The organism is Nodularia sp. LEGE 04288, from assembly GCF_963896525.1.
Classification (GTDB): domain Bacteria; phylum Cyanobacteriota; class Cyanobacteriia; order Cyanobacteriales; family Nostocaceae; genus Nodularia.
Window position 1 is genome coordinate 17,782 of the sequence record NZ_CAWQOY010000125.1, and the last position, 25,020, is coordinate 42,801.

General features: G+C 41.6%; 15 protein-coding genes and 1 pseudogene. 8 read left to right on the forward strand and 8 right to left on the reverse strand.

The window, feature by feature from the left end:
• Nucleotides 1–230 precede the first annotated feature (230 nt).
• Nucleotides 231–2,225 carry a phosphodiester glycosidase family protein gene (locus tag AACX33_RS16345; RefSeq protein WP_193997432.1) on the reverse strand — a complete coding sequence of 665 codons (1,995 nt, stop codon included), beginning with the start codon at nucleotides 2,223–2,225 and terminating at the stop codon, nucleotides 231–233.
• Nucleotides 2,226–3,025: 800 nt separating this feature from the next.
• Between AACX33_RS16345 and AACX33_RS16350 the strand changes: the two genes are divergently transcribed.
• On the forward strand, nucleotides 3,026–7,705 hold the full coding sequence (locus tag AACX33_RS16350) for a glutamate synthase-related protein (RefSeq protein WP_193997431.1): 4,680 nt from the start codon (nucleotides 3,026–3,028) through the stop codon (nucleotides 7,703–7,705).
• Nucleotides 7,706–7,791: 86 nt separating this feature from the next.
• Here AACX33_RS16350 and AACX33_RS16355 read toward each other — a convergent pair whose 3' ends face one another.
• Both AACX33_RS16355 and AACX33_RS16360 read right to left on the reverse strand, forming a co-directional pair.
• On the reverse strand, nucleotides 7,792–9,024 hold the full coding sequence (locus tag AACX33_RS16355; protein ID WP_193997430.1) for an RNA-guided endonuclease TnpB family protein: 1,233 nt from the start codon (nucleotides 9,022–9,024) through the stop codon (nucleotides 7,792–7,794).
• 209 nt (nucleotides 9,025–9,233) lie between these two features.
• The gene (locus AACX33_RS16360; protein WP_193997429.1) at nucleotides 9,234–10,145 is read right to left on the reverse strand and encodes a polysaccharide deacetylase family protein; all 912 of its coding nucleotides are present in this window, start codon (nucleotides 10,143–10,145) and stop codon (nucleotides 9,234–9,236) included.
• A gap of 775 nt (nucleotides 10,146–10,920) precedes the next feature.
• Between AACX33_RS16360 and AACX33_RS16365 the strand changes: the two genes are divergently transcribed.
• The 3 genes from AACX33_RS16365 to AACX33_RS16375 all read left to right on the forward strand — a co-directional run bounded on the left by AACX33_RS16365 (nucleotide 10,921) and on the right by AACX33_RS16375 (nucleotide 14,325).
• Nucleotides 10,921–12,471: an ArnT family glycosyltransferase gene (locus tag AACX33_RS16365; RefSeq protein ID WP_193997428.1), complete on the forward strand. Its 1,551-nt coding sequence runs from the start codon at nucleotides 10,921–10,923 to the stop codon at nucleotides 12,469–12,471.
• A 136-nt stretch (nucleotides 12,472–12,607) separates the two neighbouring features.
• Complete coding sequence (gene dxr, locus AACX33_RS16370) at nucleotides 12,608–13,816, forward strand: 1-deoxy-D-xylulose-5-phosphate reductoisomerase (protein ID WP_193997550.1); 1,209 nt, start codon at nucleotides 12,608–12,610, stop codon at nucleotides 13,814–13,816.
• Between the two features lie 320 nt (nucleotides 13,817–14,136).
• Nucleotides 14,137–14,325 (forward strand): hypothetical protein, encoded by a 189-nt coding sequence (locus AACX33_RS16375; RefSeq protein WP_193997427.1) that lies wholly within the window; start codon nucleotides 14,137–14,139, stop codon nucleotides 14,323–14,325.
• Between the two features lie 104 nt (nucleotides 14,326–14,429).
• Here AACX33_RS16375 and AACX33_RS16380 read toward each other — a convergent pair whose 3' ends face one another.
• The 4 genes from AACX33_RS16380 to AACX33_RS16395 all read right to left on the reverse strand — a co-directional run bounded on the left by AACX33_RS16380 (nucleotide 14,430) and on the right by AACX33_RS16395 (nucleotide 18,306).
• A complete protein-coding gene (locus tag AACX33_RS16380; protein ID WP_193997426.1) occupies nucleotides 14,430–14,930 on the reverse strand; it encodes an acyl-CoA thioesterase in 501 nt (166 codons plus the stop codon).
• Between the two features lie 248 nt (nucleotides 14,931–15,178).
• Nucleotides 15,179–15,523: a DUF1815 family protein gene (locus AACX33_RS16385; RefSeq protein WP_193997425.1), complete on the reverse strand. Its 345-nt coding sequence runs from the start codon at nucleotides 15,521–15,523 to the stop codon at nucleotides 15,179–15,181.
• Nucleotides 15,524–16,431: 908 nt separating this feature from the next.
• The gene (locus AACX33_RS16390) at nucleotides 16,432–16,647 is read right to left on the reverse strand and encodes a DUF2839 domain-containing protein (RefSeq protein ID WP_193997549.1); all 216 of its coding nucleotides are present in this window, start codon (nucleotides 16,645–16,647) and stop codon (nucleotides 16,432–16,434) included.
• Between the two features lie 108 nt (nucleotides 16,648–16,755).
• On the reverse strand, nucleotides 16,756–18,306 hold the full coding sequence (locus AACX33_RS16395) for an ATP-dependent DNA helicase (protein WP_193997424.1): 1,551 nt from the start codon (nucleotides 18,304–18,306) through the stop codon (nucleotides 16,756–16,758).
• Between the two features lie 123 nt (nucleotides 18,307–18,429).
• On the opposite strand from AACX33_RS16395, the gene AACX33_RS16400 reads away from it, so the two are divergent.
• The 3 genes from AACX33_RS16400 to lysS all read left to right on the forward strand — a co-directional run bounded on the left by AACX33_RS16400 (nucleotide 18,430) and on the right by lysS (nucleotide 21,914).
• Complete coding sequence (locus AACX33_RS16400) at nucleotides 18,430–19,389, forward strand: M48 family metallopeptidase (protein WP_193997423.1); 960 nt, start codon at nucleotides 18,430–18,432, stop codon at nucleotides 19,387–19,389.
• Nucleotides 19,390–19,687: 298 nt separating this feature from the next.
• Nucleotides 19,688–20,116 carry a hypothetical protein gene (locus AACX33_RS16405; RefSeq protein WP_193997422.1) on the forward strand — a complete coding sequence of 143 codons (429 nt, stop codon included), beginning with the start codon at nucleotides 19,688–19,690 and terminating at the stop codon, nucleotides 20,114–20,116.
• A gap of 112 nt (nucleotides 20,117–20,228) precedes the next feature.
• The gene (lysS, locus tag AACX33_RS16410) at nucleotides 20,229–21,914 is read left to right on the forward strand and encodes a lysine--tRNA ligase (RefSeq protein ID WP_193997421.1); all 1,686 of its coding nucleotides are present in this window, start codon (nucleotides 20,229–20,231) and stop codon (nucleotides 21,912–21,914) included.
• A gap of 82 nt (nucleotides 21,915–21,996) precedes the next feature.
• Here lysS and AACX33_RS16415 read toward each other — a convergent pair whose 3' ends face one another.
• On the reverse strand, nucleotides 21,997–24,372 hold the full coding sequence (locus AACX33_RS16415) for a tetratricopeptide repeat protein (RefSeq protein ID WP_193997420.1): 2,376 nt from the start codon (nucleotides 24,370–24,372) through the stop codon (nucleotides 21,997–21,999).
• A 439-nt stretch (nucleotides 24,373–24,811) separates the two neighbouring features.
• Here AACX33_RS16415 and AACX33_RS16420 point away from each other — a divergent pair.
• A pseudogene (locus AACX33_RS16420) lies at nucleotides 24,812–25,020 on the forward strand (hypothetical protein); the annotation flags it as partial.

A 25,020-nucleotide genomic window follows, 5' to 3' on the forward strand; every position in this document is an offset into this window, starting at 1 on the left:
GCTAAACATAGCAAAATCAAACTTGAAGCTGTAAAGCATTACTGCCAAATCTGCCCTATCCATACCAAGTCTTCATTCAACAAATCGTAGCTTATCCTGAAATTTAAAAAAGGATTGGTCATTAGTCATTAGTCATTGGTCATTAGTCATTAGTCATTGGGAAGTTACGGTCTTCTCCCCCCTGCTCCCTGCACCCTGCACCCCTGCTTCTTCTTCCCCCTGCTCTCTGATTACTGTGGTTGCAAGAAAACCCCAATGCCGTTATGGACACGTGCAGCAGTATTCGGGGAACGGTCGAGTAGTTGTCCTCCTAGATAAAGGCTGGTTGAACTACCACCGTCTAAATTGAGGGCATTCACACAACCAATATTCTTCATTAATTGGGCGTGTTCCGCTAAGGTTGGCCCTAGCCCGCCAGCACGATTGTGTACAGCAGCAATGAGCAAAGAGCCGCTTGCTGTTGTGCAAATACCACTGCGAATTGCTTTTTGTGTACTAAAAGCTTTACTGAATTTTTCGCTTTCAGCATTCAAGACAATTTGATTGTTTTGTACTAACAACGGACCGGCTCCCATAATCTGGGGATAGCGGTTAAAGTCAGCCGAATTAGTGGTGCTTGTAATGCTGACTGCTGTACCAATAGGCAGTTGTGATGCAATGTTAGTAGCATTAGCACGTAACGTTAATAAGTAGCCATCCTGGGGAATGGGAACGGCTGTTTCGCCAACTTTGCCACCTGGTAACTGATTTGTCACTCGGTTTTTTTGGACAACCAGGACAATTTCGTTGTCTGTTAAAGGGGTGTAGCTATTTCCCCAAGCTGGGGTGTAACGAGCCATACCACTCTGAACGTAGCCACTATTGAGGAATAGAATCGGCAATTTCTGATTATTCGGAGCGATTAAAGTTTCTTGCAAGGTGAGACGACCGAAGTAAAATTGTCCAGAATCATTCCAAGCGATCGCTCCCCGGTTGAGAATCGGCCCTGATAACCACTGACCATCCCGACGAATCGCTCCCAAAGGTAATCTATTATTGCGGTTGAAATAACCAGAGTTAATTGCTGCTACTGCTGAAGACTGCGCTGCCATTTGAATGAGCGGTGCAGTACCCGTTTGAGTGTTGGCTTCTGTGCCAATGGGTTTTAAAGTTAACCCAGCTTGGCGGGGATTAATATCTAACCAAACTATAGGAAAACGTTCTGTACCTAAATTGACAAATTCCTGTCGCCAGCGCAATCCGGAAGCCCAAGTAATATTTCTTTGTACCAGGGCATCGGGACGAAGGTCAATCACCAGGCGATGCGGGTCTGCTAAGGTGATGATTTGAGGAGTCATCCCAAAAGGCACACTCAGACTAATAATTGTGCGGTTGTTGACTACCTCCAATTTTCTAATTAGCTGTTCAGCAGTTCGTTGTACGGGTAATTCTGGCAGCAGATCCGTTGGTGATGTTGGCGGCGCGTAGCGTTGGATTAAAGCCGGATTCGCTATGCCTTCCATTGCCACTACCCACTCTCTATTGGGTGGTGTAGTTGCTTGGGTGGTCGGACCGTCAGAGTCAACAGGTGTATTTATGGGTAAGCCTTGGGAAAGTTGCCAAGGTGCGGGGCGATCTAAATCTAGGACGATGCGGGCTGACTGGAAAGGACGATTACTGACCCCTGACGGTTGCTGACTCTGACGAATATCTTTTATTTGGGCTTGTGGAATCGCGATCGCCAAAGTATTGCCATTGCCTTGTAATTGCCAACCTGCTGTTTGGGCAAAATTAGTAATATCAAGATAGCGATAACCTTTTAACAGCCTTGTAGCTAAAACCAGTAGCTGATTAACTGGTGAAAACCACTCTACTGGTTGTTGGGCTGCATTATTGCTGCTTAAAAAATCTACTCCAATAAATTGCCTAAATGCTCCATCACTCAGATGAGTTTTTAGCTGTCCGTCTGTTCCGCGTTGCTGCAACCAAGCCCCGGACAAGGTACGACCATTGAGGGTGATTTGGTTACCAGAAGCTAATGCTGTGGTGGGAGAGGTGGGTGACTGGACAATCAACTCCCCAATGGGTTGGGTATTAATCGGAGATTCCTGGGCGCTTGTCGCCCAAGTAGTAGATAAGCACAATATAATAATTGCGACGATTGTTGGCGCTATCAAGCGGAACAACTTTTGATTAGCCTTTTTGGCTACAGCGCTGTGATGTTTTCTGCGGCGGTGATGCGACATTTTTACGATAATTGACTAGGTACTGGAGAAAATTATCACCACAACAAGTAGCTAACTAAATTGTGGGGAAATCTTAAAAAATAGTGATTTAATTTTTGAACAAATATGATATTCTATATATTGGATCTTTGTCTCTTGTAAAATTCAACAAGTAATCATACCACTAAAAGCACTGTTACTAAGTGTTTTAACTATCACTAGTTTCAGTCGGACTATACAGAGTAGTTTGAGTGTTTTAAACTGGTTGAGCATATTTAATCCTCACCGATGGTTGATATTTAAGTGAGGTTTGGATTTCTGCAAGAGAGATCACATGATCAGCACGGAATAAATATACACAACAATAGATATTTCTAGGAATTGTCAAATGGGTATATTGTGTAATACGCTGATTTTGTGAATTAATCAGGATTATTTTGGCCTTTCAAACTAACTTGTGTTATTGGTAAGCCAAACACGTTTTACTTGAAAGCTAATCTTAATCTGGGAATAGGGCATTGAGCAAAACAATCGCTATGGTTAAGGCCAAGCTGCACTATCACGATATCAATCAAGGAATGTGAGGGCAAAAGCAATTTGTTTAACTCAGCATTACCACATAAAATATAATAAAATACCGCAACCATTTTAACACGGTTAAAGAAAAAAACAAATCCGAAGTTAAAATTTTTTTTCCTAAATTTCGGTTATTTATGTATTTTCCAGGGAACCAATTTTAGCCCTTCGGCTACGCTCAGGACTAGCAAATTTTTCTCACAAATACTGGCAAGATTTGTGACTAACCATCTCAGGAACAGGCTATGAAAGATAAAGCGATGCATCAATCACAAACAATGAAAACTGCGGATATTAACTCTCAAGAGAACTATCAGGGACAAAGGTGGTTAGTAGAAGAACGAGATGCCTGTGGTGTAGGTTTTATTGCTCATCGCCAGAATCATGCCAGCCATGAAATTGTCACAAAATCTTTAGCTGCTTTGACCTGCTTAGAACACCGGGGCGGTTGTAGCGCTGACCAAGATTCTGGTGATGGTGCAGGAATATTGACAGCTATCCCTTGGGAATTGTTCCAAAAGGACTATACTGTGGGAAATGTAGCGGTAGGAATGATATTTTTACCCCAAAATCCCGAAATAGCCGCAAAAGCTAAAGCCACTATTGAGCAAATAGCCGCAGAAGAAAAATTCACTGTCCTGGGTTGGCGAGTAGTACCAGTGCAGCCTCATTTGCTGGGGAGACAAGCCAGAGAAAATCAACCCCAGATAGAACAAGTTTTTCTAGCATCAGCCGATAAGAGTGGTGAAGAACTAGAAAGAGAACTATATATCACCCGCAGAAGAATTTTCAAAGCTACCAAAAATATTTCCGAGGAATTCTATATTTGCTCCTTGTCCAGTCGCACAATTGTTTATAAAGGCATGGTGCGTTCTGCGATTTTGGCAGACTTTTATCTTGATTTAAAAAATCCAGCTTACAAAAGTGCTTTTGCTGTTTATCATCGCCGCTTTAGTACTAACACTCTGCCTAAGTGGCCTTTAGCTCAACCGATGCGGCTATTGGGTCATAACGGTGAAATTAATACTTTATTGGGTAACATTAACTGGATGACGGCACGAGAAGCTAGCCTGAATCATCCAGTCTGGGGCGATCGCGCCGATGAATTTAAGCCTTTAGTTCACATTGATAATAGTGACTCAGCTACGTTAGATAACGTCCTAGAATTAATGGTGCTTTCTGGACGTAGCCCCCTGGAAGCTTTAATGATGATGGTTCCAGAGGCATACCAAAATCAGCCTTCTTTGGCTAAATATCCAGAAATTGTCGATTTCTACGAATATTACAGTGGTCTACAAGAATCCTGGGACGGACCAGCGCTTTTAGTATTTAGTGATGGGGAAAAAGTTGGTGCGACCTTAGACCGGAATGGTTTAAGACCAGCTCGTTACGTGATTACTAAAGATGATTATATTGTTGTCGGTTCCGAAGCTGGTGTAGTGGACATCCCAGAAGCCAACATTGTGGAAAAAGGCAGACTTGGCCCAGGACAAATGATTGCTGTGGATTTAGTCAATCATGAAGTGCTGAAAAATTGGGAAATTAAGCAGCGGATCGCCAAGCAGCATCCTTATGGGGAATGGTTAAAACAGTATCGTCAAGAACTGAAAAATCTTGTTAGTCAGCCTTCATCAGTTAATGGTAATGGCAAGAGTCATTCTCCTACAAACACAATTGTTAACACTGAGCGGAGTCGAAGTGATAAACAAACCTTACTGCGTCATCAATTAGCCTTTGGCTACACCACAGAAGATGTAGAAATGGTAATTCAGCCAATGGCGGCTGAGGGTAAAGAAGCGACTTTCTGCATGGGGGATGATATTCCTTTGGCGGTGCTGTCAGAAAAACCTCACCTGCTATATGACTATTTCAAACAGCGTTTCGCACAAGTCACAAACCCAGCTATTGACCCGTTACGGGAAAAGTTGGTGATGTCGCTGAATGTGGAACTGGGTGAACGGGGTAACTTACTGGAAGTGAAGCCAGAACACGCCCGGAAACTGAAATTAGAATCGCCTGTATTGACTGAGACGGAATTGGAGGCGATTCAGTTATCAGGATTTGCAACGGCGGAATTATCAACGTTGTTTGCTATTGCTAACGGTCCCGATGGTTTGAAAAATGCTGTAGAGTCTTTGCAAGCACAAGCTGCGGAATCTGTCAAGGCTGGGGCAAAGATTTTAATTTTGAGCGACTGCCACCTGGAAGGAGAAAATGGCATCAGTACAGAGTATACCTATATTCCACCTTTGTTAGCCGCAGGTGCTGTACATCATTATTTGATTCGCCAAGGATTACGAACCAAAACTTCGCTGATTGTGAATACAGCCCAGTGCTGGAGTACACATCATTTTGCTTGCCTGATTGGTTATGGTGTGGATGCTGTTTGTCCTTACACAGCTTTGGATACTGTCCGCAATTGGTGGTTTGAACCTAAAACTCAAAGCTTCATGGAACGGGGTAAAATTGCTACCCTGACTTTAGATGAAGCTATCGTAAATTACCGCCAAGCGATAAATTCAGGGTTACTGAAAATTCTCTCTAAAATGGGAATTTCTCTGCTTTCCAGCTATCAAGCAGCACAAATTTTTGAAGCTATTGGGATTGGTGGGGATTTATTAAAACTGGGATTCTATGGCACAACTTCCCGCATTGGTGGGTTAAGTGTGAGCGAATTGGCGCAAGAGGTGCTGTCTTTCCATAGCAAGGCTTTTCCAGAATTGACGGCGAAGAAGTTAGAAAATTTGGGTTTTGTGCAGTGTCTTCCCAAGGGTGAATATCACATGAATAACCCGGAACTGGCTAAGGCGCTGCATAAGGCGGTGGATGGAAAGCAATATGACCACTATGAGGTTTATAAACAGCATCTGCAAGGCCGACCAGTGACTGCTTTGCGTGACTTGTTGGATTTTGAAAGCGATCGCTCACCCATTCCTTTAGAGGAAGTAGAATCAGTCAGTGAGATTCTCAAACGCTTCTGTACAGGTGGGATGTCTTTGGGCGCGTTGTCACGAGAAGCCCATGAAACTTTAGCGATCGCCATGAACCGCATTGGCGGAAAATCTAATTCAGGGGAAGGCGGCGAAGATCCCGTCCGCTATAAAGTTCTCAATGATGTAGACGCAGCAGGTAAATCTCCAACTCTGCCCCATTTACATGGATTACGGAATGGTGATACTGCTTCTAGTGCTATTAAACAAGTCGCATCAGGACGCTTTGGTGTCACACCAGGATATTTAAGCAGCGCCAGACAAATTGAAATTAAAATTGCCCAAGGTGCAAAACCTGGGGAAGGTGGACAACTACCAGGGGCAAAAGTTAGTCCTTACATTGCGATGTTAAGGCGTTCCAAACCCGGTGTCACACTGATTTCACCACCACCCCACCATGATATTTACTCCATTGAAGATTTAGCACAGTTAATTTTCGACCTGCACCAAATTAACCCCAAAGCCCAGGTATCAGTGAAACTGGTGGCAGAAATTGGCATTGGGACGATTGCGGCGGGTGTAGCGAAAGCTAACGCCGATATCATTCAAGTATCTGGTCATGATGGTGGTACAGGTGCATCACCTCTGAGTTCTATTAAACACGCGGGTTCACCGTGGGAACTGGGTTTAAGTGAAGTACATCGGGTTTTGATGCAAAATGGCCTGCGCGATCGCGTAATTTTGCGTGTGGACGGTGGACTCAAAAGTGGTTGGGACGTGGTAATAGGTGCATTGATGGGTGGTGAAGAATTTGGTTTTGGTTCCATCGCCATGATTGCGGAAGGCTGTATTATGGCGCGGATTTGCCACACCAATAACTGCCCTGTGGGTGTTGCTTCTCAGAAGGAAGAACTCCGCAAACGATTCACCGGAATGCCGGAACACGTTGTGAATTTCTTCTGCTTTATTGCTGAAGAAGTGCGTCATTTACTAGCAAGACTCGGTTACCGTTCTTTGTTGGATATCGTGGGACGTGCTGATTTGTTGAAAACACGCGCCGATGCAACAGTTACCAAAACCCAAGGACTCAACCTCGACTGTTTACTTCAGTTACCAGATGCCAGAAATGATCGTAGCTGGTTGGTACATGAAGAAGTCCACAGCAACGGTGCGGTGATCGATGACCAATTGCTGGCTGATCCCGAAATTCAAGCGGCTATTAGCAATCAATCCACTGTTAGCAAAAGCTTAAAGTTAGTCAACACCGATAGAACAGTGGGCGCACGGTTGGCTGGTGCGATCGCTACCCAATATGGTGATAGTGGTTTTGAAGGACAAATTAACCTCAACTTCCAAGGTAGTGTGGGACAAAGCTTTGGTGCTTTCAACCTTCCCGGCATGATTCTCTCATTAGAAGGAGAAGCCAACGACTACGTAGGTAAGGGAATGCACGGTGGTGAAATCATCATCAAACCGCCGGCTGATGCCACTTATGACCCAGCAGAAAATGTGATAGTTGGCAATACCTGTCTTTATGGTTCTACCGGTGGGGTATTGTTTGCCAACGGTTTAGCCGGAGAACGCTTTGCTGTACGCAACTCCAAAGGTATGGCAGTTATTGAAGGGGCTGGGGATCACTGCTGCGAGTACATGACTGGTGGCGTGATTGTTGTCCTCGGCAAAGTTGGGCGTAACGTCGGCGCTGGAATGACTGGAGGATTGGCATACTTCTTAGATGAAGACAATTCATTCCCGGAATTAGTCAATCCTGAAATTGTCAAAATCCAGCGAGTGCTGACAGCAGCCGGTGCTAAACAACTGCAAGAATTAATTAAAACTCATGGCGATCGCACTGGTTCGCCAAAAGCGAAAATGATTCTGCAAAACTGGTCAGAATATTTGCCTAAGTTCTGGCAGTTAGTACCACCGTCTGAAGCTGATAGTCCCGAAGCAAATCCCCAAGCTGTTCTAGAGAAGCAGTTGAGTTCTGTTTAATTCACTCTGACTTATTTCTGCACAAAAAGATCCCCGGCTTTTCTAAAAAATCGGGGATCTGAACTTTGTAGTATTCACAAAGTGAACTACCCACACTGACTTGGAGTACCAAGTAAAGTGTCGGCTTCTGTACTCACAGGGGAATGCCGCAACTTAGACTTTCGCCCAAGCTTTGGTCTGACATCCCCTCCTACAGCAGAGACGGCTGAACCTTCCGCCTTTATGATTCTGATCCCCTCGGTTCTAATATTGATCGCTGCGTTGCCATCACGGTCATGATGAGTACCACAATGAGGACAAGTCCATTGCCTCACATCCAATGGCATCTCACGCACTTGATAGAAACAATTAGAACAGAGCTTGGAACTGGGAAACCATCTATCAATCTCAACCAACTTTCCACCTTTACGCTCTAGCTTATAGGCTAGAAAATTGGTGAATGTTCCCCATCCACAATCAGAAATTGCCTTCGCCAAATTGTGATTACGAACCATGCCTTTGACATGAAGATTCTCTACTATGACAGCTTGGCTATCGCTGACCAACTTATAACTAAGTTTATGTAAAAAATCTTGCCTGGAGTTACTAACTCGCTCGTACACTTTGGCAACAACTTTTCTATACTTGTTTCTTGACTTACTCCCTTTTTGTTTACGGGCTAACTTTTTCTGCTTACGCTTGAGGTTTTTCTCATGCTTGGCAAGGTGCTTGGGATTATCATATTTAGAAACCTTTTCACCATCAGTTACAACAGCAAAGTGCTTCAACCCTAAATCAATACCGTAAATCTTACCGAATGTAATAGTTGGATTTTCCCCTTCTACTTCAGTCAGGATGGATGCAAAATACTTACCTGATGGAGTTTTACATACAGTTACAGTCTTGATTTTCCCCTCAATTAGCCTATGTATTTTGGCTTTGACTATCCCAATATTGCCTGGAAGTTTGACATTGCCATCGATAATTTTGACGTTTTGAGGATAGTGAATAGACTGTTTACCATGCTTGGATTTGAACTTAGGAAACCCAGCACGTTTCTCAAAAAAGTTCTTGTATGCTGTGGTTAGATTAAGTGTTGTTGCCTGTAAAATTTGGCTATAACAATCGGCTAACCATACAGTCTCTTCTGCCTTTTTGAGCGCCGGAAGAAACGCATTGAGTGCTACACGGCTAAGTCCCTTGCCCGTTTCTTTATAAGTTTCAATTGACTTATTTAGAGCGTAATTCCACCACCAACGAGCGCAACCAAATGCTTGAGCTAGTTGTATTTCTTGTTCTTTTGATGGATACAAACGGACAAGAACCGCTTTGTGTAACACTTAACATCACCTCCTTGGTAGCAATACTTTACCACCAATTGATATGGCGGTAAAATAGCCCAATCAAATAAAATAATACATCCAGTATTTGTTTTTGCCTAGCAAAAAAGCAATACTGGATGCAATCGTTATCATCCACTTTATATCCCACAACTGATTCGTCCTTCCCAAATTCAGTGGGGGACTTACGGTGTAACAGTTAAATAATATTACTTGTTATTTGCGAGCAATTTTTGCGCCTTTTCTTCCATTGCTAAAAGTTCTGGAACAGTGACAAAACCATAGCCTTGCTGGCGAAATTTACTAATAATTGCTGGTAAAGCTTGCACCGTTGAGGAGCGATTACCACCACCATCATGCAATAACACAATACCACCAGGTTCGGCGGTTCTGAACACATTATTGACTAAATTTGGGACTGTAGGACGCGAATAGTCTAATGAGTCAGATGACCACATAATGATGGCATACTTGCTATTTCTAGCATAGGCGCTCACCCCATTGTGCATGATCCCCCCAGGTGGTCGAAACAAATTTGTTTTCACACCAGCCGTTTGATAAATTAAATCTGTTGTGTGATCGACTTCGTAGGCAGCCGCTTTGGGGTTCATATAATGATACCAATGATGCCACGTATGATTACCAATAGCGTGACCTTCAGTAACCACCCGCTTGACTAGGTGGGGATAATTTTTAACATTCTTTCCAACTACAAAAAATGTGCCTTTGATATTATTTTTTTTCAGGATATCCAGCACTTGTGAAGTGGTTTCCGGCCAAGGGCCATCATCAAAGGTGAGAGCAATTACTTTTTGACCTTGAGCAAGCTTCGCCGCCTTAATCGTCGCCCCTTGAAAGCGTGCTGATGCAGCAGAGGAAAAACCCTTAGTGTTTGCTTCTTGCTGCCAACTTGTGAGCATAGTCGCCTTTAATTCCTCAATCCGTTGCTGAGTTCCTATTTTGGCAGCAGATAAATTATTCATATCTATACTTGGTTTGCTCTGAGCATCAGAAGTATGGGGCTTGATAAGTAACATTAAGCTAATGCTTAAAGTAGCACTCAAGGCCAGCAACGCAATTAATATTCCTTGCGACCAAAAAAACGACTTATTGTTTTCCACTTCATAGCTCCTTCAAGGGTAGAACCATCAGTCACATTTTTGACGGTACTTTAAAGCACACTTATTTCTAAAGATTAGATACGCAGATTTTTACTGGTAATCCAGAACTTTTGGATACAGATTCACAGAAATTTAATAACTATGGGCTATGGCTGATAAAGCTTCAACTCTAACCTAGATAATCTAGTTTTTAGATGAACAATACCCTGATAATATTTGTCAATATTTCACATCAAGACCTAACTCTACCAACTAGATAATTGGTTAGTAGAGTATAATTTAGTGCTTACCGCCATTGCTTCCTTTTTCAGAAAAAGTTAAATTTTTAACTTTCTGACGGTCACTTTTTGTCTGCTATGAACTAAACGGACGATAACCAACTAGATATAGTTTCCCATTGTTAAGGTGAATTAAGCCGTTAATTTCTATACTTTTTACTCATTTATGCCGCACAAATTGCCCCAGCATCGCAGTTAATTTATCGATGCTGATACTTCAACTAGCTAATAGCTAAATTTCTAGAATATTTTCACTTGCGAATAACCGTAGCAAGCTAATTCTGAATAATAGATCATTGGTATGAGAATTTCAAGCTATATAAATGCAGTATAAATACGTAAATTAATTACGGCTTGATAACTTAAGAATGTTTATATATTTAGTTGCAATCCGCACAGGCTAACGCCCCGCTGAGGTAAAAAGATGTTTGATCAGATATTAGCACTAGGGAAAGCTATTATCTAATCATTGTTAAAAGATTATTCTAATTTCAGATATGCGTCCATTCGGAGAAAAAGAATGGCTATTTAGCTTGGTTGTGGGATCTCTGATTCTCTGGCTAATATTTTTGGGAAGCTTACCTTTACGTGACTGGGATGAGGGTACTGTAGCACAGGTTGCCCGTGAAATTTGGCGCGCCCCGGTTGGTTCGATGCGTTGGCTTTACCCCATTTTGGGAGATCAACCATATCACAACAAACCACCTCTGATCCATTTACTAATTGCTTGGGCTTATTCCCTCGGAGGAGTGAATGAGTGGACAACACGCTTACCTAGTGCAATTTTAACTGCCTTGGGAGTACCTATACTGTATTTGGTCGGGGGGTTGGTTTTTCAGCAAAATTTGCCAGCTTTATTTGCGGCTTTGGTTTATTTAACAATGTTGCCTATAGTACGTCATGGACGACTGGCGATGCTAGATGGTGCGAGTATTTCTTTTTTCCTCTTATTGTTATTTTTTCTCCTCAAAGCACGTCAACATAAACAGTATGCTCTAGGTGTGGGCATTTGCTTGGGGCTGATTACTCTGACAAAGGGGATGCTTGTTTTATTGCTGGGTGCGATCGCTTGTTTATTTGCGATCGCCGAGGGACAATTAGCTTTGTGGAAAAACCCCTATTTCTGGGCGGGAATGTTTTGCGGTACGGCTGCACCTTTGGCTTGGTATGTTGCCCAATGGCAGTATTATGGCAGTAATTTCTTAGAAATAAACTTTCAGGCACAAACCTTTAACCGTCTTGTGCAATCAGTGGAAGGTCATAGTGGCCCTCCTTGGTACTATTTAATTGAGTTAATCAAATACGGTTTTCCTTGGCTGATATTTTTGCCGGGTGGGTTATATCTAGCTGCAAAAAAACGTCATACCACTTGGGCGCGTCTAGTTCTGATGGGGACAATTGTTTATTTTGTCGCTATTTCTGTGATGAGAACAAAACTGCCGTGGTATATCATGCCAGTTTATCCGTTTTTAGCTTTAGCAATTGGGGCGAAACTGAGCGAAGTTTGGCAACATCGCCATTTGATTAACAAATATTGGGCAGGATTTTTGGCTATTATTGCTTTAGCAGGTGTCGGAGGATGTATTTACTTTGCTCTTGCAGATCCTCAGCCTGTGTTGATAGCCATGAGTCTGGTTTTGGCAATCAGTATGGGTGTAGCAGCAGGGCTAATTAAACAGCGAAGTCGCCTGTTTATTCCCGTGCTATTTTCAGGGATGTATCTCGTTTTAGGACTATTGATGAGTTCGCAATCCTGGATTTGGGAGTTAAACGAAACGTTTCCAGTCAAGCCAGTGGCGGCATTAATTCGCGCCCACGTTTCACCAGGAACAAAAATTTATACTTCTTTTGCGTATAGTCGTCCTAGTTTAGATTTTTACTGTGATTGCCAAGTCATTCCCGCAGATATCACAGTTTTACAACAAATGTGGTCAGGTCAATCTTATTTACTATTAGATCATGCCAGTTTAGAGAATCTCAATTTATCTGGCGGTCAAGTTTTAGGCACATCTGAGGTATTTACCTTGATTTATTCATCAATTAAATAATTTTTGGGTTTTTAGATTTGACTGTCTACGCTACACACAGATTTTCACTATCTGGAAATGTTGAGTCTCAGAATCCTCCACAATCTGGGGCGGGAGAGTGTCAAACTGGAAGTTGTCTGTAAATTTTAAAGCAATTGTGAAAGCTATTACTCTTGTTGGTTCTACTGGCTCAATCGGTACTCAAACTTTAGATATCGTCACTCAGTATCCAGATCAGTTTCGGATTGTCGGATTGGCGGCGGGAAGTAATGTGGAAATGTTGGCGGCTCAAATTCGGCAGTTTCGACCAAGTATAGCGGCGATTTCGGCGGAGGAGAAATTACCAGCACTCAAAGAAGCGATCAAAGACCTAGATCCACAACCGATTCTACTAGCTGGTATTTCTGGAGTCATAGAAGTCGCCCGTTACGGTGATGCTGAAACTGTGGTTACGGGTATTGTCGGTTGTGCTGGTTTATTACCGACCATCGCAGCTATTGAAGCTGGTAAAGATATCGCCTTAGCAAATAAAGAAACTTTGATTGCTGGTGGCCCCGTGGTTCTACCTTTAGTAGAAAAACATGGTGTCAAACTATTACCAGCAGATTCCGAGCATTCCGCGATATTTCAATGCCTCCAAGGTATTCCCCAGGGGGGCTTGCGGCGAATTTTGCTCACAGCTTCTGGTGGGGCTTTCCGAGATTGGGATGTAGAAAAGTTAGCAGAGGTGACAGTTGCTGATGCTCTGAAACATCCTAACTGGTCGATGGGGCGGAAAATCACCGTTGACTCGGCTACTTTGATGAATAAAGGCCTAGAGGTGATTGAGGCTCACTTTCTGTTTGGCTTGGATTATGAAGATATTGATATTGTCATTCATCCCCAGAGCATTATTCACTCGCTGATTGAGTTGCAAGATACATCTGTTTTAGCTCAACTTGGTTGGCCGGATATGCGCTTACCTTTACTTTATGCTTTATCTTGGCCTGAGCGCATCTACACTGACTGGGAAAGGCTGGATTTGGTGAAAGCGGGGAATTTAACTTTCCGTGAACCAGACCACGAGAAGTATCCTTGTATGCAGTTAGCTTATGCTGCTGGTAAGGCTGGAGGTTCGATGCCGGCTGTGTTAAATGCTGCCAATGAACAGGTTGTGGCGTTATTTTTAGAGGAGAAAATTCGATTTTTAGATATTCCCCGTTGTATCGAATTGGTGTGCGATCGCCATCAAAATGATAACTGTACAAATCCTTCTTTAGATGACATTTTGGCAGCAGATAAATGGGCAAGGCAAGAAGTTTTAACGGTAGCTAACAAGTTAGAATCTCCTTCGCAGGTAATTTCGCTGCACCAAACAACTCGATAGGATAAAAACATTAGTGAGGTCGGTTGTTTGAGCAAACCCTCCTCACTAGTTTTAGGCTTTATTTAATTAGATGATTTATATTTATTTAACAATAACTCTGAAAAATTTACTAATTTATTATATAAAAAAGCTTGTTCAGCAAAAAAAACTGAAAATTTCCTAGTATAGTTAGTAAATAACAATTACTCAAACAATTCCTAAAAAGTTAGTAGGAATAATTTTTCTATGTTGGGTGCAACAACTTTTATCACAGTAATTGTTCAATGCATAAATATCTGCTGTAACCCTTAAATAAGGGATATTTTCAGGAATTGATATTGATGATTCCTACCCTAATTCTTGCTTGGATAGTATTTGTATTCTTGTTGAAAATTCTCAAAACTACTTTGAAGAATGCTTTAACAATAGCGGCAATACTGATTTTATTAAATATCGGATTTGACATTACACCTCAAGATATTTGGCATCAAATCATACACTTTGCTCAAACAATTTCGCCAAAGCAGTAGGTGGATGTAATTATTTCAGATAAAACCAAGGATGAAGAACAAAATCTTCACGCAAACCTGCTATGACCTGTTTGCAAAGGATCTGCATTCTTCATCCTTTTTTGTTAGTTATTGGGTAATAGGGAAATCCTAGCTAATGCGTCCTTCACATTTGCAGGTAGTTGACGCATGATCTTACCTCTTTCGCGATCCAATGCGACTAATGTCACTTTGGCCGTAGTATATAATTGCTGTCCATCAGTTGAGACAATTCCATAATCCCAGTTGATCCGGACACCAGTGACTTCAGTCATGCGTGTTTTGACAATTACAGCCATACCTAACTGAATTCCACTGTGGTAGCGGACTGAAAGTTCTACAACTGGTAAATCGCAGCCTAACGCCACTAAATCAGCAAATTCAATACCGATTGATCTCAAACATTCTACCCGTGCTTCTTCCATCCAAGTTAAATAAGTACCATGCCAGACAACACCTGCATAGTCAGTATGATGGGGTTGCACTCTGACTGGATATTCAAACCAACTCTCAAATTCTCGGTTCGATTGAATATCAATGGCGCTGGTTGGTGGTAATTGTGCGGGAATTGGTTGTTTTTCCGACATTTTTGAGTTTCTTAACAGCTATGAATTTTTCACATCTGAAAGAATTCTCTCATAAGGTTTTAATTAACGAAACTTAAAATACGTGACACCCCAGCAATGGGCAAATCACTTCCGAGTAATTTTAAATAGGTAATGTGGAATCGCCAAGCCAGCCACAATTACCTATTACCAATTACTAGCGATACATTTCCAAGGCGAGAGCGACTATTGGAACCTGTTTTGAAGTACCTCATCAGATACTGGAATCCCTAACACTTTTTGGACAGTGTTTTATTGTCTGAACTAGCTGGTGTAGATTGTTTGACAAGATTAGCCAGTTCTTGCAACTGATTAATTGCCTCTGCACCCTCTAACTTCATTAATTCGCGGTCATCTCGCATTTCTGTCCAGGTAATCCCGTAATCGGATACCAAGAATCGAATTAAGTGATTGTCGCCCAAGCTAACCATAAATGAAGCACTATTCATCTGGTCGCCGCAGGTATAACAGGACGCAGGATATCCGCGTCGTTCTAGTACAATTGCCAAGGCTTGTAGGTTCATCACCAAGTCTTGGACGAATTGTCGGTGTTGATGCGCTAGTCTCAGAAACACTTTTGTCCTCCAGACACCACAGTCATTTTAGTCTCTTTTATATTTTCTTTAGCTTTTTTCATCTACTGGTATTGTAAACTATTCATTACATTTACCAGAACTTCATGAAATCGTTAATTGACTACCTTGCTTAGGGTAGTAGATAAATATTCAGCTTGCGGTATCAAACTATTCAATTTGTAAGTTCAATTGATCAGACAGATAGGATCAACTTAAATTTTTATTTATATATTTCTGTCCGATTAAATGCCGAGCTGAAAGGATTACGTTTTAAGAGTAACGCAAATTTGGTATTGGTCAACAACAGAAAAGTTACGGATATAATTTTTTGGTTACATATACTGCCAAGCTCTTGACTGGCCAAGGCTTTAAAACTAGTTCAGTATTCTTTATATCCTTTATCAGGTTGTGAGCCTATGTGTGCCTTAAGGAAAGTATGGTGCTTTTGCAGTATTAGGTATACAGAGTTAAATTCTCCTAAAAATAGAGATTTTGGTAGTTATTTTTAGGTTGAAACTCGGTACTGGCGGCTGTGTGGGAGGAATTGGTCGAAAATATTTCAGTAATTTCCACAAATTACCAAATATGTATTCTTAATATCTATGGCTTAACACTGAGAATAACTGAACATGGAATAAGTATGTTGCCATTTCGCCAGTATTTTTTCAGTTCTTCAGCTTGTGCGGCAAGCTGGGGAGCTGGGGAGCTGGGGAGCTGGGGGAAATATAGTGACTTCCCAATGTGACCAATAACCAATGACGACCCTAGCTAGTTAACTTTATTTACGCCGACCTACTTATCTGTTTGTGTCTTAACCTCCTTGGCGGTTGCTAGAACTAGAGAAATTTGGACACGCGAGACTGGAAACCACCGCTATACCTAGTAATTTGAGTATAGCGGTGGGTATTTTAATAGACGACTTCCCACCAACCGAAGGCAGGCCCGATAAAACGGATAGTGATCCACGCGACGACGATCGCACCAATACAGAACCAGGTTGAACGAGTAGTCAACTCCATAAACTTTTGAGATTGGGTCTTGGTGATGGGAACCCAAGGCAAGATGCGTGTATCTTGACCGTAGTTATCTCCCAGTGTAGTTTTACGACGCTTTGCTTCACCCATAATCAGAAATTCAAATTCAATGAGGTTTTCAGATAACTTGCACCAAAATTGATGATAGCGCTTGCTATCAGGCGATCGCGCTGGAATTGACAAATCGTAAATACTCAACTAGCCAGAATCTTCCTCACTAGGATGGGAAAACAGACTGGGATCAAGGTAGTTAATTCGTGCCAAAGGACTGAGGACAGCCAGGACTTGCGCGCCATAGCTACGGTTAACTACACGGCTGTCGAGTAGGGCTACAATACCCTGACTTTCTCTGACTGGTGCGATCGCTCGTTGTAATTCATTCAAAGCCGCTGGTAACAAAAATAACCGAAACCAATCTTGATGCGATCGCTTGTAATGAGCCACTCTACCAGCCACGAGGGGATTTTCCAAAGATGGTAACGGCAAAGTGGCAATAATTAATAAATGTGGTGCTGGTAAAACTGATTGATGCGATCGCCAAAATTCCCACCCACTAATTAAAATCCCATTATCATCCAAACAAGTTTTTTCCACCTGCACCCGTGAACCAAACTCAGAAGCCAAAATAGCACCTACTTGAGCCTTCAGAGGCACATCTCCCACCAATACCAGCGTCAAACCTGGGGCTGCGGCACTCAGACAAAGCAGTGTCCGGACTTTGTGAATAAATGCGGCTTGAAACTCTGGGGTATTGGGTAAAGGCAACTTATGGGGTACATACAGTTGAATGGGTGTCCCTTGGTGATCATTGGAAAACTTCAAGCAAGTTACGTCATCTAAACCCAAACGCTGACGAAACAATGAAGCTTCAGTTTCTGGTTCTAAGGCACTACCAATTAAGACCACTGGTTGTCTGTGCCAAATAGGCGCGAGACTTTTGCCTAATTCAATCGGGGCGTAGTGTAAAGAAAATAAGCCTTGACGACGGGCAATTGTTGCCCAGAACAGATGAGAAGGGGGGAGATTTTCGTTACTGGTGGAAAATTCCTGCCAGAAGCTGTTCCAGGGTTCTGGTAATGTTTCTACTGAATCCAGTTGTGAATATAGATCACTCAAAATCTCTAATTCTGACTGGGAAATCAGATAACACTCATAAGGATTAGCTGGGTGCTGAAACAGTTTGTGTGTGAGTTGCGCCCGTGTAGAGCGAATGATTTCGGCTTGGTGGGGACAAGCTAACATCAGTTGATCCCAGTCATGGGGTTGAATATCTTGGGTAAGCTGATCACGTACCCAATCTTCTAAATCATCTACCCCATCAATAATTGTGGGAATACCGGGAGGAAAATTATCAGCAAATGTGAACTGCCCTTTTAACCAAGCTTCTGGGGAGGTGAGGAGTAGTCCTTGAAAATCATTTCCCGGCCAAGCTTCACCTGTTCTGATGGGTTTATTAGCTTGTAGCCACGGCTGGAGACGGGGAATTTCCACTTGCAGGAGACGTTGCTGTACTGCTTCTGAGGCCACAATAATTACAGGGCCATGCCACATCAAAGCCGATGCCACAAAACTCGTGCGATAACGACCTTGATAGCCAGAAACCGCCCCAACTTGAATTAAGGCACTACGTCCTAAGCGCAAGGCACGTGCTACCAATCTAGCCATCGTTAAATGATGGGGCCAGGAAGGAAACCCCGACTGCGATCGCAGGAAGTTATGTAGTGACAAATGAACTTCAGCCTCAATCACAAGCTTTTAATCCCATACAAAGTGATTTCTAATTCCAATCGCCCCATTTCTATTATTCAGCTGTAAGTCATCACTTAGCAGTTACTAAACTAATAATTGATAACTGACCTACTACCCTAAATTATGCCAACTTACACAGGAATCTCCAGCGAAGCCTTCCGGCATCCACTGGATCGCCAAGCCGAAGAAGCTTTACGAAATTTACCGGGATTTGATTTAATAGCTCGTAAATTTGTGGAATTTGTCTACGAACGCCCTCAGTTAGTCTATCTAATGGGTAACGCCATCCAAGTAGGGCCGCGGCAATATTCCACTATTTACCAGATGTTCCGCGAATGCGTGCGGGATTTGGACATTTATCCCGAACCGGCGCTGTTTGTCGTGCAGAACCCCCAAGCAAATAGCTATGCCCTGGGGCAAGAGAATCCTTACATAGTTATCAATACAGGGATACTAGACTTACTCGAAGAAGCCGAGATTCGGGCGGTGTTAGCCCATGAACTGGGGCATATTAAATGTGGTCATACTATTTTAATTCAAATGGCGATGTGGGCGATGAGTGCTGCTTCCGCCTTGGGGGAATTAACCTTCGGTATCGGCAATTTCGTCTCTCAAGCCTTGATTTATGCCTTTTTTGAATGGCGACGCAAAGCCGAGTTAACCGCAGACCGGGCTGCTTTGTTAGTGATGGATGACTTAAATACTGTCATGTCATCCATGATGAAAGTTTCTGGCGGTAGTATCAAATATGCTCATGAATGCAGTTTGCCGGAGTTTATGAAGCAGTCAGAAAATTATCATGCACTGGATGAAGATGGACTGAATCAGGTTTATAAATTCTTGATCTACAACGGCGCTCAAGGTACGATGTTGAGCCATCCTTTCCCTGTGGAACGTTTACGGTATTTACATGAGTGGGCTGTATCAGAAGAATATAAGCAAATTCGCCGAGGAAATTATCAGCGCACTACATCAGGTGCTGTCAACGTTGCCGCTGAAACCTCCCCCCAGGAAGTAGAAACTTTACGAAAACAAATTGAAGAATTGCAACAAGAAATTAACAAAATGAAAAAGTCTGAATAGCCGATATAAAACTTTTAAACTGCATAAAATGGCGCTCCGGGCAATGTAGAGACGTTCCAGATCACGGGTATTTAATTTTCACCAGATATTTAATGAAATTTCTTGTGGAGCAGGCCTCTTGCCCGCTAACCGCCGATAAAAAGGTTACAGAGCGACACAGGCTGTAGCATAATTTATCTTTCCAGATTCCCTGACGTTGGATAATATTTTCTAGGTGGACTGCTGTCCCCCTAACTAACACAGTGAAAAATTGCTGAAATATAACTCAGCACAAAATTTGATGTAGGCACTTCTCAATATGGCAATTCACCTGATAAAACGGCTATCTTTATTCGCTAGTATTCTGGCCTTTGTGATCTTTATTCCGGGAATTGCCTTGGCTGCACCAGTTCAAATCAATTCTACTCCTAGTATCATTATTGCCAAACTTGTCAACACAACTGCTGACACTAGCTTATTTTCGGATACTAACCTGACACCACAACAGCAGCAACAAATTCAGGCTGTACGTCAGAGAAGAAATAGAGAAATTGGGGCAGTATTGAATTCATCCCAGCGAACCAAACTGTCTCACGATATGCGTTCTGGCGATGACATCAATCAGGGTTTAGCAAAACTCAACTTGCCACCAGAACAAAAAGACCTAGTAAATGCGATCATGCAATTTACTAGCCTGAAAATGCAGGCCATTTCATCCCGCCATTCGCTACAAATAGGGCAAAATTAAAGATTTCAATCCCTAGACTGGCATTCTTGAGGTAGCCCACAGATCAAAAATATCTATGACTATCAACTTTTCCAGCATCTATAATGAATCTTGCCCTATTTAGTCCCTTACCATGTCGGAAGAAGATATCCGTGCCGCCAGGCTGGAAAAAGTCAACCAACTCAAGCAGCTAGGATCTAATCCTTACGCCTATCGTTGGGAGTCTACTCATCACACAGCCGAATTACAAGCAAAATTTGTTGATTTACCCAGTGGTGAAGAACTTGATCTAGATGTTGCCGTTGCTGGACGTATTATGGCGCGTCGGGTTTTCGGTAAATTGGCTTTCTTCACGCTGCAAGATGAAACTGGCACTATTCAACTTTACTTAGAGAAAAGCCGTATCCAAGAATGCATGGGAGAGGCTGATCCTGATGCCTTCGCTCACCTCAAACAACTTACAGATGCAGGTGATATTCTGGGAGCCAAAGGCACTATTAAACGGACTGAAAAGGGCGAATTATCTGTCTACGTCAAAGAATACAACATCCTGACTAAATCCCTGTTGCCTTTACCCGACAAGTGGCATGGTTTAACGGATGTTGCGAAACGCTACCGTCAGCGCTACGTTGACTTGATTGTCAATCCCGAAGTGCGGCAAACTTTCCGCCGTCGCGCCCAAATTACTGCGGGGATTCGTCGCTATTTGACAGAACGGGATTTTCTGGAAATTGAAACTCCGGTTTTGCAAAGTGAAGCTGGCGGTGCTGATGCGCGTCCGTTTGTGACTTACCACAACACGTTAGAAATGCAGTTGTATCTGCGAATTGCTACAGAACTGCATTTGAAGCGGTTGATTGTCGGTGGGTTTGAAAAGGTATTTGAATTAGGGCGAATTTTTCGGAATGAAGGCGTATCAACTCGCCACAATCCTGAATTTACCTCAATTGAGGTTTATCAAGCCTACGTTGATTACAACGATATGATGGCGCTGACAGAGGGAATTATTACCACTGTTGCCCAAGAGGTACTCGGCACACTACAAATTACCTACCAAGGCACACCGATAGATTTATCAGCACCTTGGCGACGGGTAACGATGCACGATTTAGTTAAAGAATATACGGGCTTGGATTTCAATTCTTTTTCGACATTGGATGAAGCGAAAGCGGCTAGTAAAAATGCGGGGCTTCATAGTATAGAAGATATCCCCACAATCGGCAAACTTCTGAATGTAGCTTTTGAACAAAAGATAGAGGAAAACTTAATTCAGCCTACCTTTGTCATTGACTACCCTGTAGAAATTTCACCTTTAGCTAAACCTCATCGTTCTCAGCCTGGTTTGGTAGAACGATTTGAGTTATTTATTGTGGGGCGTGAGACTGCTAACAGCTTCTCGGAATTAACAGATCCAGTGGATCAAAGAGAACGTTTAGAAGCCCAAGCGGCGCTGAAGGCTGCTGGTGATTTAGAAGCCCAAGGTGTGGATGAAGACTTTATCACAGCTTTGGAATACGGAATGCCGCCTACAGGTGGTTTGGGGATTGGTATTGATCGGTTGGTGATGCTATTAACTGATTGTGCCAGTATTCGGGATGCGATCGCCTTTCCATTACTCAAACCAGAAGGCAGCGTGATTAGGCAATTCAGCTATAATCCCCAAACTCAAACACTGACTATTGAATTTGATAGTGGCAGTGTTTACGAGTATTTCAAAGTACCTCCTAGCGTCAAGGAAGACTTAGACAATGCATCGTCTAAAGGTCAATACTTTAACAAATCCATTAAAGGGAAATTTAAGCATGAACAATTGAGTTAGACCTAAGTTGAGAATTTAATAGAACAAACCATAAACTTGTAGACTCACCTCTACAAGTTTTGCTATTTACAAGCCTGTTTAGTTAATCAATATTTCCTCTTTTAGCTGTTTCCACTTTCTCAACTTGCTTGGGTGCTTCCATTTCATTGAATAGTCGGATAGCTTCATCAAAGTTAATGTAGCTTTTCTCAGTTTCACCCGTGTTTTGATATGTTAAACCTAGTTGGTAGTATGCTTCTGCTAAATCACATTTAGCACCAATTTGATCTAATAGTTCGATTGATTCAGAATGATTAGAAAGTGCTTTTTCAAAGTCTCCTTGTATTCGATATAGTTCTGCTAAACCAGTTAATGCTTTAGCCTTTACTTGAGTATAGTGGGTTCTCTCAGCATAAAAAATGGCTTGCTTATACATTTCAAAAGACTTTTCCATATTTCTCAGATTTTTATATGTTAAACCTAAATATACGAGCCAAATAGTAGCCCATGTAGTGACTTTTTTATTAACTGTATTTGTATAAGAGTGTAATTTTGCAATTAAATGAAAAGATTCATTTTTAGAAGTTTTAGAATTTAAACATGATTCTGCAAAAGATAAGCCAAAAAGTGCAGGAATCAAACACCTATCGTAACCTGTTGTTTCAGACATAGAAATAGTTATTTCAAAATAATTGATTGCATCTTCCAGTTCCGATAACTCCAGTTTACAAATACCTATATTGACAAAAGATGCTATTTGAAGATTTTTTAGTTTAAATAATACATTTTTTTCTTGGCTGATCGAGGTTTTAAAATTTATATAATTGCTCGCTTTAATTCTCGAACTTTCATGGCATTTAATAGATTTATTAATGTCGCCACTATGCCAATATATATCTCCTAAAATATTATAAAGGTAGCTTGAATAATAGTCATTTTCCACACTTTTTATTAATAGTAAAATTGCAGAAATTATTGGCTGTAACAAACCTAACCTATAGAAAGAGCGGCCAAGGTATTCACTATGCTCCCATTTATTATCTCTCTCTCTTATAATCACACCAGCAGCTTCTTCATAATCAGGAACTACTAAATAATGATAATAAGCTTCAAAAGCTCTTCGCGCATCTTCTATAGTTTCAACCGTTTTCACACTTTCATTCCAATACTCAGCCGCTTTACGATTGACTTTTTCCCATTCCCCACTTGCTTTGAACCTTTCTATACCCTGTTCACGAATAATCGGATGTAACCAGTATTCACCCTTTTCAAACTCAACTAAATACCGATTCTGCAAAGATTTAATTACATCTCTTTGCTTATTTTCAGGAACATCCCATAGTAAAGCTAACAGCGCATCACTAGAAACTCTTGGTACATCCTGATAACGAAAGCATCCTAAGCGACACAGCAATTTATAAGCTTCAGTATCTAAAGTTTGCAATCTGTTAAATTGACTATCGACTAAATTTTTTAATTCCGTTTCCACCAAAGTAGAATTTTCTTGCCAATAAGCAGCCATATCTCCATCAAAATCTGTTCTCATCACCCCCAAGAGGATATCCATTGCTTTCGCATTACCCCCATAAACTTTGTGCATGGCTGAAAGAGTATCAGCATCAATCTTAACTTTGAAAGATGTAAAAAATTCTTCCCATGCAGCTACATCCAACACAGATAAAGGATAAGAATAAATACCATTGACACGTTCATCAGATAAACGTTCTCTACTGGTTATTAGGGTGACAGACTGCACAGATGAATCAGCCAAAACCCTCAACAGTTCTACATAAAGACTATGTTTTTCAATAAATCTACCTTGTTTATCTAGTGCAGGTTCTAAATTATCAATTAATATCCCCACTTTACGGGTTTGCAGTTGTCGTCGTAGCCTTGTGAGGGTAATTCCAAATTCTCTTCCTGGTTCTTCCTGAAAATCTTGTTTTAGCCATTCTTCAACTATACTTTCAACGGCAGTTATATTCTCCTTATCTTTCGCCATTTCGAGTTGTAACACTAACTCAAATCCTTGATTATTTAGATATTCCTTGGCTAAAGTTGACTTACCAACCCCACCGGCTGCTTGAATAAGTATGATTTTATGACGCTGACTAATGAGAGTGTTGATATCGCTAATAGCCTCGTCACGTCCAACAATATAAATTATTTCATCATTACATCTAGGCAAATTTTCAGCATCAGATATTAGCTGTTGTTCAGGAGGCAAATATCTTTCTATAACGCTTCTGAGATTACTTTTAGAAACTTTCACACCCAAAGCCGCAGAAAGTTTTCTCCACAAATCAGAACCGACTTTTTTTGTATAAACGTCGTCAAATTTATATGATTCAGCTATTGTTTTATAACTATCACCTTCCAAAGAATCCCTCAGCACCGCCATTGGAAAATCGTTGAGGGGTTGTTTCGTGTAGTTCTCAATTATACTTTGAGTAAATTTTACCGCATCGTCAATATTCATTCTACGGCAGCGTTAAAGAGGTTTTTTCTGGTATATTGACCAAATTTAGCATTTTTTTAGATACCCAAGTATCAAAAACTTACTTTTTATTACCAATTTTTTTATACAACTCCCCACCAAATCACACTTTTTCTTGCTATGCAAGGGTTAAAGGTTACAGTACAGTCTTCCTATGGGTTCAAAAGGCAGTATAAAAATTAAATTATCAACCTAGATATTCAAGTGAAGCACAAAGCAAAGCCTAAAAGTCACCTGTTTTAGCTTGTTGCTTTACCCAGAAATTTATAGTGTTGCGACTGATATTGAATATTTGACTGGTTTTACTTTTCTTAAAACCATCGAGTTCGATAGCTGTTGTATTTATTTGCGAGAAAAAAATTACCATCTCCCCAATAGCTAAATGCAAATCAGGTTTTCTTCAATAAGGAATCACAAAATCATGTTTAAGAAGTGCAGAGAACTTATCTTTTTCGCAACTACATTTGTTACCTGTATCCTATCTTCTAGTTCAGCATCAGCCCAAGCTGACTTCAACCGTGATCTCAACACAGATATTCTCTGGCGACATAGCAATGGACAGGTTCATGCTTGGTTGATGAACGGGACACAAGTCTTTAACCGACTGGATTTAGAATCTCCCGGTCTTGA

Coding starts and splice junctions, on each gene's coding strand:
- AACX33_RS16415 (WP_193997420.1), bottom strand. CDS start 24,372: ATGAATATTGACGATGCGGTAAAATTTACTCAAAGTATAATTGAGAAC.
- AACX33_RS16345 (WP_193997432.1), bottom strand. CDS start 2,225: ATGTCGCATCACCGCCGCAGAAAACATCACAGCGCTGTAGCCAAAAAG.
- AACX33_RS16400 (WP_193997423.1), top strand. CDS start 18,430: ATGCCAACTTACACAGGAATCTCCAGCGAAGCCTTCCGGCATCCACTG.
- AACX33_RS16350 (WP_193997431.1), top strand. CDS start 3,026: ATGAAAGATAAAGCGATGCATCAATCACAAACAATGAAAACTGCGGAT.
- lysS (WP_193997421.1), top strand. CDS start 20,229: ATGTCGGAAGAAGATATCCGTGCCGCCAGGCTGGAAAAAGTCAACCAA.
- AACX33_RS16405 (WP_193997422.1), top strand. CDS start 19,688: ATGGCAATTCACCTGATAAAACGGCTATCTTTATTCGCTAGTATTCTG.
- AACX33_RS16365 (WP_193997428.1), top strand. CDS start 10,921: ATGCGTCCATTCGGAGAAAAAGAATGGCTATTTAGCTTGGTTGTGGGA.
- AACX33_RS16375 (WP_193997427.1), top strand. CDS start 14,137: ATGATTCCTACCCTAATTCTTGCTTGGATAGTATTTGTATTCTTGTTG.
- AACX33_RS16380 (WP_193997426.1), bottom strand. CDS start 14,930: ATGTCGGAAAAACAACCAATTCCCGCACAATTACCACCAACCAGCGCC.
- AACX33_RS16390 (WP_193997549.1), bottom strand. CDS start 16,647: ATGGGTGAAGCAAAGCGTCGTAAAACTACACTGGGAGATAACTACGGT.